The sequence below is a fragment of the Streptococcus criceti HS-6 genome (assembly GCF_000187975.2).
GTDB classification, from domain to species: Bacteria; Bacillota; Bacilli; order Lactobacillales; family Streptococcaceae; genus Streptococcus; species Streptococcus criceti.
In genome coordinates this window covers 593817-605892 of record NZ_AEUV02000002.1, presented here as the reverse complement: position 1 = coordinate 605892, position 12076 = coordinate 593817, and the positions used below count along the sequence as shown (strand labels likewise).

9 protein-coding genes are annotated in these 12076 nt (G+C 42.8%); 3 read left to right on the top strand and 6 right to left on the bottom strand.

Features of this window, described 5'->3' with window-relative positions; genetic code table 11:
- Window positions 1–12: 12 nt before the first annotated feature.
- The 5 genes from sufC to STRCR_RS02985 form a co-directional block, all read right to left on the bottom strand.
- Window positions 13–783: a Fe-S cluster assembly ATPase SufC gene (gene sufC / locus STRCR_RS03005; RefSeq protein WP_004229669.1), complete on the bottom strand. Its 771-nt coding sequence runs from the start codon at window positions 781–783 to the stop codon at window positions 13–15.
- Between the two features lie 601 nt (window positions 784–1384).
- Window positions 1385–2545, bottom strand: a complete 1161-nt coding sequence (locus STRCR_RS03000) for a glycosyltransferase family 4 protein (protein WP_004228762.1) — start codon at window positions 2543–2545, stop codon at window positions 1385–1387.
- Window positions 2546–2548: 3 nt separating this feature from the next.
- A complete protein-coding gene (locus STRCR_RS02995) occupies window positions 2549–3352 on the bottom strand; it encodes an adaptor protein MecA (protein ID WP_004225289.1) in 804 nt (267 codons plus the stop codon).
- Between the two features lie 163 nt (window positions 3353–3515).
- The gene (locus STRCR_RS02990) at window positions 3516–4358 is read right to left on the bottom strand and encodes an undecaprenyl-diphosphate phosphatase (RefSeq protein WP_004229032.1); all 843 of its coding nucleotides are present in this window, start codon (window positions 4356–4358) and stop codon (window positions 3516–3518) included.
- A 147-nt stretch (window positions 4359–4505) separates the two neighbouring features.
- Window positions 4506–6434, bottom strand: coding sequence for a DUF2207 domain-containing protein (locus STRCR_RS02985; RefSeq protein ID WP_004228088.1), 1929 nt, complete (start codon window positions 6432–6434; stop codon window positions 4506–4508).
- A gap of 335 nt (window positions 6435–6769) precedes the next feature.
- On the opposite strand from STRCR_RS02985, the gene STRCR_RS02980 reads away from it, so the two are divergent.
- The 3 genes from STRCR_RS02980 to brnQ all read left to right on the top strand — a co-directional run bounded on the left by STRCR_RS02980 (window position 6770) and on the right by brnQ (window position 10822).
- Window positions 6770–8314 (top strand): ABC transporter permease subunit, encoded by a 1545-nt coding sequence (locus tag STRCR_RS02980; RefSeq protein ID WP_004227257.1) that lies wholly within the window; start codon window positions 6770–6772, stop codon window positions 8312–8314.
- Window positions 8314–9054: an amino acid ABC transporter ATP-binding protein gene (locus tag STRCR_RS02975; RefSeq protein ID WP_004226196.1), complete on the top strand. Its 741-nt coding sequence runs from the start codon at window positions 8314–8316 to the stop codon at window positions 9052–9054. The genes STRCR_RS02980 and STRCR_RS02975 overlap by 1 nt, the downstream gene beginning before the upstream one ends.
- Window positions 9055–9427: 373 nt before the next feature.
- Window positions 9428–10822, top strand: a complete 1395-nt coding sequence (brnQ, locus tag STRCR_RS02970) for a branched-chain amino acid transport system II carrier protein (RefSeq protein WP_004228312.1) — start codon at window positions 9428–9430, stop codon at window positions 10820–10822.
- 361 nt (window positions 10823–11183) lie between these two features.
- Here brnQ and STRCR_RS02965 read toward each other — a convergent pair whose 3' ends face one another.
- Window positions 11184–12074 carry an SPFH domain-containing protein gene (locus tag STRCR_RS02965; RefSeq protein ID WP_004229749.1) on the bottom strand — a complete coding sequence of 297 codons (891 nt, stop codon included), beginning with the start codon at window positions 12072–12074 and terminating at the stop codon, window positions 11184–11186.
- Window positions 12075–12076 lie beyond the last annotated feature (2 nt).

Here is a 12076-nt window from a genome sequence, read left to right as displayed (position 1 = left end):
CTTTTTCCATCATTAGACTTCTTCGTGGTACTCTAAGCCCAAATCGTCAGCTAATTGCGCATAGCCTTCTTTTTCCAAGCGGGCAGCTAGATCAGCCCCGCCAGTCATCACCACACGACCGTCCATCATAACATGAACCACATCAGGGGTGATATAGTTAAGCAGGCGTTGGTAGTGAGTAATAATCATCGCTCCGAATCCTTCACCACGCATAGCATTAACGCCTTTGGACACAACCTTAAGAGCATCGATGTCAAGCCCAGAGTCAATTTCATCCAAAAGAGCAAATTTAGGCTCCAGCATGAGGAGCTGGAGAATCTCATTGCGTTTCTTTTCACCGCCTGAGAAGCCTTCATTGAGATAGCGTTCCGCCATTTCCTCCTTCATGCCCAAGAGTTCCATCTTTTCATCTAGCTTAGTAATAAATTCACGGATAGAAATCTTCTCATCATCTTCCTTACCAGCATTCATAGCTGCCCGAATAAATTCAGCATTGGTAATTCCAGGAATTTCTGCTGGATACTGCATCGCTAAGAAAAGACCCAAACGCGCCCGCTCATCGGTTGCCAATTCAAGGATATCCTGACCATCAAAAAGAATTTGACCTTGGGTCACCTCATAATTAGGATTGCCCATGATGGCTGCAGATAGGGTTGATTTCCCAGTCCCGTTAGGACCCATGATAGCTGCAATTTCCCCTGTTTTCAGGGTCAAATTCAACCCCTTCAATATTTCTTTGTCTTCGATAGACACATGCAAATCTTTAATTTCAAGTACAGACAAAACGTTCCTCCTCTGTATATTTTATAAAAAAGAAGAGTAGAATAGAAATCAGTAGACAACGTCTTAATTTCCTCACTCTTTAACATCTAAGCTCAGGTTGACATCCTCCACTAGAGCGTGTCAATTCTACCTCCGCACAGTTGATGAGATGAGACGAGCTAGGTTCCTCCATCTATATCCTTTACTCATCATTTTCCAGACTTGTAAGCTATCACTTACGCATCGAGTGGACAACTTAAAGGAGTGTTTGAAAAATAGGAATCCCCCACAAGATAAGAACTTCCAATCAACCTCTGCATCAAGCAATAACTACCATCTATGTCAGAGAAGCTAGCTTTTTCTACACTTATTTCAAAGATGATAGCGCTTTGTTGTGAGGGAGCAACACCTTGACTGTTTATCTCTCACTCTCTTCGAATCAAGTTTGAGCACTCGGCTCTGAAGAAACCAGGAGATAATTTTCTCAACCATTCTCCAGTCTCAAAACGAAAGCAGGATCAGTTTGCTTAAACACTAGCCAGTTTGCCTTCACTCCCCAAACACCCTACATTATAACAAAAAAAGCCAAGCTTGGCTTTGTCTTTGATTGTAATCAGCTAACTCACTTCCACCTTTTTTTCCACTTATCCAGAACTATTTGACGGTAGGAACTATTCCCAATAAACTTGAGACAGTCAAAGAGTGGAGTTCGTCCCACACCCCAAATTTGCAGGCCCTCAATCAGAACTTCTGCTGTAAAGAGGAGACCGATTATCAGAAGCACGCCCCCAAGTCGAGTTGATACATTCAACAGTAAGGAAGTCAGCGAGAATACCATAGCGATACCATAGACCACCAAAACTGCACCCCGATGGGTGAACCCCATCGCTAAAAGTCGATGGTGGAGGTGCATCTTATCAGCCTCCGTCGCGGGTCGCCCTGATAATTTCCGCCGAATAATGGCCACAAAAGTGTCTAAAATCGGCACGCCTAGGATAATGACCGGAGTAATAACCGCAACGGCCGTCGAATTCTTCAACCCCTGCAAGGAGAGCACCCCAATCATAAAGCCGATAAAGAGGGCACCCGTATCCCCTAAATAAATAATCGCAGGATTGTAATTATAGGGGAAAAAACCCGCAATAGCAGCAATTAGTAGAAAGATGGTCAGGGTCGTATAGAGATTGCTATCAAATAGAAAAAAATAAGAAATCAAGCCCATGGTTGTCAGACTGATAACCGACACCCCACAGACCAAACCATCCAGCCCATCAATTAGATTGATCGCATTGGTAATAGCCACGATCCAAAGAACTGTCAGAAAAAAACTCAGGACAGGACCAAAATAAAGCATGGGGCCACCAAAAGGGATTTTAAAACTATCGAAACGGTAGTCCGTAAAAGCCCAGACGACAACCGCACCAATAATAATTCCTAACATTTTTGTTCTCGGCCTAAGCTCTAAAACATCGTCAACGAAGCCTGTCATCGAGACGATTAACCCTCCCATGGCTACCGGCAGAATATAGTCAAAGTAGGACATGAAATAGTGATTCTTTTCAGTGATAATGGGCATTAAAATCAGAGCCCCCACTAAAAAGGCAATCAAAATCCCCAAGCCTCCGCTCGAAGGCATGGGAACCTTATTAATCCGTCTTGCATTAGGATTATCAACCGCTCCGACCCGAAAGGCCAAAAAGCGAATCAGAGGTGTTAAAACCAAGGGAATCAGAAAGACTCCAATCAGAACCAGAATGTATTGTAAACGAAATTGACTAATCATTCTTTATACCAATTCTATCGTTTTCAATTTATCTACTGCTGTATGATCTAAAAGTTTAACAGCATGCTCCAAGAGATAGGCCCGAGTGTGCTGAGCAGGTTCACCATATTCTAAAAGGTGAGCTTGCAACTGCTTAGCTCGAATAGGCTCCTCACCTTCAATGCTGAAGAGAACAGTCAAATGATAGCCTTCTTCTGATTTAAAGAGTTCTGAGGCCTCAGTTGGCACAGCCAAGGCCTTGGCTGCTACAATAACGGCCTCCAAATTAGGAAAATCTGCGACATAATGCGCATAACTGGTAACAGGAATCAAATCTTCCTCTTTGAACTTGAAAGGTCTAGCATCGCTCTCACTGTCTTCTGAACTGGCTGTTGCCGCTTGAACTTCTTCTGGCAAGCCACTGATAGCATCATCCAGCATGGCTTCCAAATTTTTCAATTTTTCATGAGCTTCCGTATCACCCTGAGCCATCATATTTTTTTCTAGATTTTTGAAAAAGTCCTCCGGATTCATGTCTGACATATCCCCCATATCTTCGGCTAACTGCTCAAAATCCAGACTCTCATTAAGCTCAGACTTCGTTACAAAGACATCAACCCGATCCTTACGGGGAGTTACCCGAAAGCTTAACATACCGGTTGATTTAAAACTATCTGGGATATCCAATTCATCTAAAATAGTATAGAAAAATTCTTCTGTTTTTTCTTGAGGCATCAGGAAATCTTTTAGTTCCATGCCGTATGAATCAAGGTCCTCAAGACTAACAGAAATCTTGAGGGTTGACTCATTAATTTGTTTCATTTCCATAGTAATTACCTCGCACGAGTAGTTATTATATTATACAAGAAAAGGGCCAAAAGTTCAACGAAACAAAGACAGCAGAGACCTAAGCCTGAGACCTCTGACCGATTATTCTCAATTAACTCTAGACAAAGAAAAGACCGAAAGTTTCCTTTCAGTCGTCTAGTCATTATACCATCAGAACCTTGACAGCCGCATAGATAAGCAAAATAATCCCCAAAACGATACGGTACCAACCAAAAACGGTAAAATCATGTTTTTTAACGAAATTCGTCAAGAACTTGATAACAGCCATGCTGACCGCGAAGGCCACGATAGAGGCAACCAAGAGTACCAACCATTGAGCAACATTCAAATGATTACCATCCAGCAAGAACTTAACGAATTTGAGACCGCTGTAGCCAAACATGGTCGGAATCCCTAAGAAGAAAGTGAAATCCGCTGCCACACTCCGACTGGTCCCAACTAGAATAGCTCCCAGAATAGTAGCTCCAGATCGGCTGGTTCCTGGAATAATACTGAGCACTTGGAAGAGACCGATATAAAGGGCCGTCTTGTAATGCATCCGAGCCAAATCAGTCACCTGAGGCTCTACATTGCGATTGCGGCGTTCAATCCAAATAAAGGCAATCCCATAAACAATGAGCATAGTCGCCACGCTGGTGAAATTGCTAAAGTGAGCATCCATCCAATCATCCAAGAGCAGGCCAAAAATAGCTGAGGGAATACAAGCGATAACCACCTTCATCCAGAGTTGCCAAGTCAGGCGAACCTCCTTAGGGGTCTTCCCTTTTTGAAAAGGATTGAGGCGCTCAAAGTAGATGACCATGACCGCCAGAATAGCTCCTAGCTGGATCACAATATTGAAAAGTTCATTAAAGGCGTGACCTTGATTAAGCTTGACAAATTCCTGCACCAAAATCAGGTGGCCAGTACTGGAGATGGGAAGCCATTCGGTAATACCTTCAATAATTCCCAGAAAAATGGCCTTAATCAATTCGATAACTAACATAATATCTCCTGTTTGTGAAAATCAATTGGCTTCATTATAACAAAAAGCAAGGACTTTTAAAAATGGGACAATAAAACCAATTAGTCTATTTAAAAAGCTAAGCAATTTTACTTGACCAGCTAAATAGAAATAGACAGCAGACAGGCTCTAGAAAGATCCAAAGCCTCCTCCGCCGCCGCCTCCGGAAAAACCACCGCCACCAGAGAATCCTCCACCACTTGAAACGTGGAAATTTTGAGCCGCTACAGCCTGATGACCAAAGTTGGCAAAGTTTTGAGAAGATAGGTATAGATAAGGGAAAAGATTGTAGGTTAAATATTGATTAACAACTGGAGGAACTGGAATAGCTTGCATTCTCAGAACCTCTTCAACCTGCTTAGCATAGCCAAAAAGTGTTGCATAAACCAAGATACGATTCCAAACGACAATAGACTCTAACTGCGCTTTGTCAAAGCGTTTAATATCCTTCATCATTTGGCGGAAAGCCTGCCAAGCATGGTAATCAGCCTTGACTTCTTCTCGTGGAGTACCATCTCGCTTATCAAACCTGCTAAACCCGAAGAGGATAATAACCAAAACAATGGATAGCAGAATCATGCCAATATAACCTAGAATCATAGGCCAATTGAAGCCACTCAAGAAGTTGGCTAATCCAGCATAATCTATAGCGACAAACATGAAAATCATAGCTAGATATAAAACCGCAAAACTTAAACGACGCAGCTTATTTTCACCAGATGTTAAAGGTCGGTAGTAGTCCTCTAAACCTAGTGAGCGCTTAGCCTTTTCAACACTCTGAGTTAATTCGTCTAAATCTTTGCCGAAACCAGATGTCATCTTACGACCATAGCGATTAACCTCTTCAACACTATAGCCATTTTTGACACTGACCTTCTTATCCACTCGGTATGCGGAGAAAAGGTCAGATACTGCTAACTTATCGCCTAGATTAGGCCCCATAGCCATCTCTAGGAAGGTCAATTCAAACGATGACAAATTATCCGAATGAACATGATAAAGTAAGGGTCCGCCTTCAGAAGGTTCTAGTTTCAAGTTCCCACGATCAATCAAATCCAGCAGGCTGGCTTGGACCATATTTTCAAATCGTAAGTTCCCTCTTCCTGCGGTAATAGGATTCACCTCAGACCAATCCGTACTATAAACAACCGAGGCAACTAGCTGAGGCGACCAATCATTAGGAGCTGAATAGAGCCACTTGGGTACTCCGGCAGCACCATTTTGATGTTGCAGGGAAAATTTATAATAGATAAATAACAGAACTCCTACTACTAGCATGATAAACCCAACGACAGGAATGATCACATAGAATAATTTTTGATACAATTTTGTTTTTCTATTAATTTCTTCCTCTTGGTTTTTAAAGTGAGGAAGGCCCTTTCCTGGTACATACCTAGCTACCGAAAAGGCTTGAGAATCCCAATAACCGTGCAATTCCAGTGCCTTCCCAGCACCAATATAATCAGTCGATAATTGGTAATCATTACCTGCTTTTGAAATTTTAACTTTTGGTTGTAAAAATCCTAGATGGGCAAAAAGTTGTGATCTTCTGGTTTCAGGTGCACTTACCCTAAACCTCACATGGTGGGCTGCTTTATCACCATCTGAAATTGGTTTCCAATTTAATTCAGCAATATCCCGATGAATGGACAGGATATTTTTTAGCTGCCAAGTCACTTTTACCTTGACAGTATCCCCTGAACTTCCACCATCATAAATTTTAAGGCGGTAACCATCCTCAAGTCTTTCTATGTCCGTCTTTGGTGTAAAAGCCTTACCATTATTTATAGTAACTTCTGGTCTTGCATGCTCCCCATCAATGGAAAAGCCTTGTGGCATATTTCCGGCTTCACCTAGACTAACATACTGCCCATGATATTCCGATTTGTAATGAAAGGTAAGCGTTTGAGTAAAGGTTGCTGTATTATCCTTTTGAATTTCTAATAGACCGTCATAGCGACTGATATTATAGTCAACCTCATCAGCAACTGACCTTCTAGAAAAAAACAATAGCAAAGCCAGTAAGCTCAAGCAACATAAAATAATTTTCTTTTTCATTCCCTACTTCCCCTTTTCTATTAAACTTGTCCGAAAACTAAGGCATTTATAATTGATAAGGCCACAAATCAACTCAACTTAACCATTTTAAATGTTCTGAGTAAAGTTTTGGGGCTTTTTGTATGCAGTTTTCATGAAATTAGCATACCAGTTTTGGTTACCGAACAAGTCTATTGTTTTTCTATTCTATCATAGTTTATTAGCAACTGAAAATCCTTCATCATACAAAATCTCTGTAGCCCCCATTGAAATACTACCCTATTTCCTGTAAAATAGGGTAGTATGTATTGTTATACCCTGATGATTTAATCAGGAAAAACCACTAGGAGAACCACATGGATCGCTTTAAAAAAATTAGTCTAACCATCGTTCTAGCCCTGACTATTCTCTTTGGAGGCATGTCAGTTGCCAAGGCCGATGAGTACTTACGTGTCGGAATGGAAGCTGCCTACGCTCCTTTCAACTGGACACAAAATGACGACTCTAACGGCGCCGTACCAATTGAAGGCAGTAAGCAATATGCCAATGGTTACGATGTCCAAATCGGTAAAAAAATTGCCAAGGGTATGGGTAAGAAACTCTTGGTTGTTAAAACCAAATGGGACGGTCTCCTGCCTGCCCTAACTTCTAAGAAAATTGATCTCATCATTGCTGGGATGAGCCCGACTGAAGAGCGCAAGAAAGAAATCAATTTCTCCAACAGCTACTACACCAGCGAACCGGTCTTAGTCGTTAAGTCAGATAGTAAATACGCTAGTGCAAGCAACTTGTCAGATTTCAAGGGAGCTAAGATTACAGCTCAACAAGGGGTTTACCTCTACGATCTGATTGACCAAATTTCAGGAGCTAAGAAGCAAACCGCCATGGGGGACTTCTCGCAAATGCGGCAAGCCCTCTCATCAGGTGTCATTGATGCCTACGTCTCTGAACGACCGGAGGCCAAGACCGCTATGGCTTCCAGCAAGGACTTCAAAATGATTACCCTCAAACAGGGCTTCAAAACTAATCCTTCTGACACAGCTCTCTCCGTCGGCTTACGTAAAGACGATACAGCCACCCAAGAAAAAGTCAATCAAATCCTAGCTACCATTCCTGAAAAGGATCGGCTTAAGCTTATGGATAAAATGATTACTGAGCAGCCATCTAACAGTAAGAATAATAGCAGCTTCCTCAGCCAAGCTTGGATCATCCTCAAGAACAACTGGTCCCAATTTCTGCGAGGAACCGGTCTGACCCTGCTCATCTCTATCGTCGGTACCCTGGTCGGTTTGGTCATTGGTCTCTTAATTGGCGTTTACCGGACAGCACCAATAGCTGGCAACAAAGCTCTGGCCTGCCTTCAAAAAGGCTTTGGCTGGCTCCTTAATGTCTATATTGAAATCTTCCGTGGGACTCCGATGATTGTTCAAGCCATGGTTATCTACTATGGGACTGCTCAAGCCTTCGGGGTCAATCTGGATCGGACCTGGGCCGCTATTTTTATCGTTTCCATCAACACTGGTGCCTATATGAGTGAAATCGTTCGCGGTGGTATCTACGCCGTTGACAAGGGACAATTTGAAGCAGCGACAGCCCTCGGTTTCACCCACAACCAAACCATGCGAAAGGTTGTCCTGCCACAGGTTGTTAGAAATATCCTGCCAGCCACTGGTAATGAATTTGTTATCAATATCAAGGATACCTCAGTCCTTAATGTTATCTCAGTTGTTGAACTTTACTTCTCTGGTAATACCGTGGCTACCCAGACCTACAAGTATTTCCAAACCTTCCTCATCATCGCTGTCATCTACTTTATCCTGACCTTCACAGTAACCCGTATCCTGCGTTACTTAGAACGCCGTCTGGATCAAGATAATTACACCCAAGGAGGTGCCAGCTAATGGCTGATCCAATTTTAGAAATCACACAGTTGAAAAAATCTTACGGACAAAACGAAGTCCTCAAAGGCATCTCCCTCAGTGTCAATAAGGGAGAAGTTATCTCCATCATTGGTAGCTCAGGTTCAGGGAAATCAACCTTCCTGCGGTCTATCAATCTCTTGGAAGAGCCAACCGGAGGTCAAATCCTCTACCACGGTCAAAATGTTTTGGAAAAGGGTTATGATCTGGCCACTTACCGAGAAAAATTGGGTATGGTTTTCCAATCCTTCAATCTTTTTGCCAACCTCAATGTCTTGGACAATGCTATTGTGCCTCAAACAACTGTCCTCAAGCGTGACAAGGCCGAAGCCACCAAAATTGCCAAGACTAATTTAGAAAAAGTTGGTATGAGCCAACAATATTGGCAAGCAAAACCAGCCCAGCTCTCAGGTGGGCAAAAGCAACGGGTTGCTATTGCCCGTGCTCTTTCTGTAAATCCAGAAGCTATCCTCTTTGACGAACCAACCTCTGCTCTAGACCCTGAAATGGTTGGTGAGGTACTCAAAACTATGCAAGATCTAGCCAAATCAGGCTTGACCATGCTGATTGTTACCCACGAAATGGAGTTTGCTAAAGAAGTTTCCGACCGGGTCATCTTCATGGACCAAGGCGTTATTGCTGAGCAAGGAACACCTGAGCAAATCTTTGAACACCCACAAGAAGCCCGCACCAAAGAATTCTTACAACGCTTCCTCAACTAGATCAAAAAGCTTCACAGAATGTGTACTGTGAAGCTTTTTACTGGTTAATACCCAAAAATAGACAAGGCGGCGAAGCGCAGGCAGTACTGGTTGTACGGCAAGCTGAAGTCAACGACATATCGTTTTGATTTTCAAAGAGTATAAACTCTTTCCCAGATAGAATTGGCCTAAGCTAATACCGCATTACCGATAGCATTTCTTTGCTCGAGAGTGTGACAAACAGCCATGATAACCTCTCTAGCAGATCTAATAATCAATCAATAAGAAATCGTAGACTGGTTCCCCTTGACAGCCTTAACTTTAGCTTGTTATAATGAACTGTCATACAATTTTATGCAATTCTAATTTTTCATTAATCGATATGGAGGAATTCATGCAAAAAAAATCCACTTACTGGATTATCGGGTTTATGCTCTTCGCCCTCTTCTTCGGGGCTGGTAACCTGATTTTCCCTGCCTACCTCGGTATCTATTCTGGTACCAACCTAGCCCTAGCTATTCTAGGCTTCTGTATCACAGGGGTATCCTTACCTCTGCTAGGTGTTGTGGCTGTAGCCTATTCAGGCAGGACCGATGTTGAATCTATCGCTAGACCTGCTTCTAAGGCTTACGCTCTCTTCTTTGCCATTGCCCTCTACCTGACCATCGGTCCCTTCTTTGCTATCCCTCGGACAGGAGCAGTTTCCTATGAAATCGGAATTAAACCCTTCTTTGGTAGTGGTCAAGCCGCTCACATCATCTATGGACTAGTCTTTTTCGGATTATCCTACTTGATTGCTGTCCGGCCAAGTAAGATTGCTGACCGTATCGGGAAATATTTGACACCGGCCCTCTTGATTTTCCTAGGAATTCTGATTGTCGCTTCCTTTATCTCTCCGGCAGGTCATATCGGATCTGCGCACAATGCTTCTCCTGCTGTCAGTGACAGCTTCAAGAGTCTACCTTTTGTGGCTGGACTGATTCAAGGTTACAGCACCATGGATGCTTTGGCTTCTCTGGCCTTTGCTATCCTAGTCATTGATGCTGCTAAAGGACACGGTGCCAAAACCTCTAATGCTGTTGCTAGCTTAACTCTCAAGTCTGGTATCATCGCAGCTGTCATCTTAGCCGCTATCTATATTTTCGTTGCCCGTCTGGGGGCAACCTCTCAATCTCTCTTTGGCATGACCAAAGGCCTCTTCACCCAAGGAGATGCCCCAATTTCTGATGGCGGACCCGTCCTCATCCAGTCCGCCGCTCACTACATGGGCAACTTTGGCCAAATTATCCTAGGCATGGCTATCTTTCTAGCCTGTCTGACAACAGCAACTGGACTGATTACGGCCTGCGCAGAATACTTCCATAAGATCTTTCCAAAAGTTTCTCACATTGTCTGGGCAACGGCCTTCACTCTGATTGGAGTCATCCTTTACTTCGGTGGCCTTGATCAAATTATCAAATGGTCAATACCCGTTCTTTATCTGCTCTACCCACTGACTATCGTCACCATTATCCTCATCTTCCTGAAGAAATGGATTGGCTATAACCATGTCGTTTACAAGACAGCTCTAGGCTTCACGGCTATTGCAGGTCTCTTTGATGCCTTCAATACCCTATCAGCTCAAACTCAACTTTTCACCCTACCAAGTAGCCTAGTCAACTTCTTTACTAAGACCCTGCCTCTAGGTGCCTACAATATGGGGTGGATTAGCTTTGCAGTCATTGGTCTGGTCGTTGGCTTAGTCCTGACAGGCTTTAAGCCACTTAAAGAAACAGAAAAAGAAGATTAATAAAGACTAATCTCTATAGATAAAATAAGGCTGAGAACTTTTGTCTCAGCCTTATTTATTTGGGCAATTTTATTTGCTAGACGCAGTGGTTGGGAAAAAGACTTGTCGGCTTTGCCAAGAAGTCTTTCCCCTGAACAGTTCATTAAGTGCTTTAACACCAATGAACCACTGCTGGTTGGATATCCTTATCTTAGGGTGCAGTCCCATTTTCAGGCACCCCCCTTAAACAGTCCACTGGATCGTTTAACTACCATACAAGTGATAGCGGCTATCCTAAGCAACTGTGCGGAGGTGGGACGACGAAGTCAATTTTTTATATAAATTGTCTTCTGTCCCACTCTCCTTTTATTATTCAAAAATCTTATTTAGCCTTCAAAGCTGACAAAATTTGTGTGCGAATATCTTCCACCCCTTCTGGATTATTAGGCAAAAATAGGGTCTGGTTACCACCTGCAGCAAATTGATTCAAGGTATCAAGATATTGGTTAGTTAAGAGGATTGACATAATCTGTTCTTCCGTCATGCCGACATTAGCTTGCTTGAGTTCGGCAATAGATTCAGCTAGGCCATCAACAATAGCTTTACGCTGTTGGGCAATACCAACACCATGCAGCCGATCCTTTTCAGCTTCGGCAGAAGCAGCTGTGACAATTTTAATCTTATCAGCTTCGGCCAATTCTTGGGCAGCCACACGTTTACGCTGAGCTGCATTAATTTCATTCATCGATTGCTTCACTTCAGCGTCAGGTTCAACCTTAGTAATCAAGGTTTTAACAATAATATAACCATAAGTCGACATTTCTTCTGCCACTTGGTGTTGAACTTCCAGAGCAATTTCATCCTTTTTCTCAAAGAGCTCATCCAAGGTCAACTTAGGAACAGAAGAGCGCAGAGCATCTTCAATATAAGACTTAATTTGTGCTTCTGGGCGCATCAATTTGTAATAAGCATCAATGACATTTTGCTCATTAACTCGGTACTGGGTTGCCACATTGAGGGTAACGAAAACATTATCCTTGGTCTTAGTTTCAACGACAATTTCACTCTGTAAGAGACGCAACTGAACACGCGCTGCGATCCTGTCCATACCAAACGGCAGACGCATGTGAATCCCGCTAGCCGAGGTTGTTTGGTAGCGACCAAAACGTTCAATAATAGCTACTGATTGTTGCCTTACAACATAAAGCGAGCTGACCAAAAAAACAATAAAGATAATAAGACACAATAATAAAAATACTAAAAATACACCCATAA

Coding starts and splice junctions, on each gene's coding strand:
- STRCR_RS03000 (WP_004228762.1), bottom strand. CDS start 2,545: ATGATTAGTCAATTTCGTTTACAATACATTCTGGTTCTGATTGGAGTC.
- STRCR_RS02985 (WP_004228088.1), bottom strand. CDS start 6,434: ATGAAAAAGAAAATTATTTTATGTTGCTTGAGCTTACTGGCTTTGCTA.
- STRCR_RS02965 (WP_004229749.1), bottom strand. CDS start 12,074: ATGGGTGTATTTTTAGTATTTTTATTATTGTGTCTTATTATCTTTATT.
- brnQ (WP_004228312.1), top strand. CDS start 9,428: ATGCAAAAAAAATCCACTTACTGGATTATCGGGTTTATGCTCTTCGCC.
- STRCR_RS02980 (WP_004227257.1), top strand. CDS start 6,770: ATGGATCGCTTTAAAAAAATTAGTCTAACCATCGTTCTAGCCCTGACT.
- STRCR_RS02995 (WP_004225289.1), bottom strand. CDS start 3,352: ATGGAAATGAAACAAATTAATGAGTCAACCCTCAAGATTTCTGTTAGT.
- STRCR_RS02990 (WP_004229032.1), bottom strand. CDS start 4,358: ATGTTAGTTATCGAATTGATTAAGGCCATTTTTCTGGGAATTATTGAA.
- STRCR_RS02975 (WP_004226196.1), top strand. CDS start 8,314: ATGGCTGATCCAATTTTAGAAATCACACAGTTGAAAAAATCTTACGGA.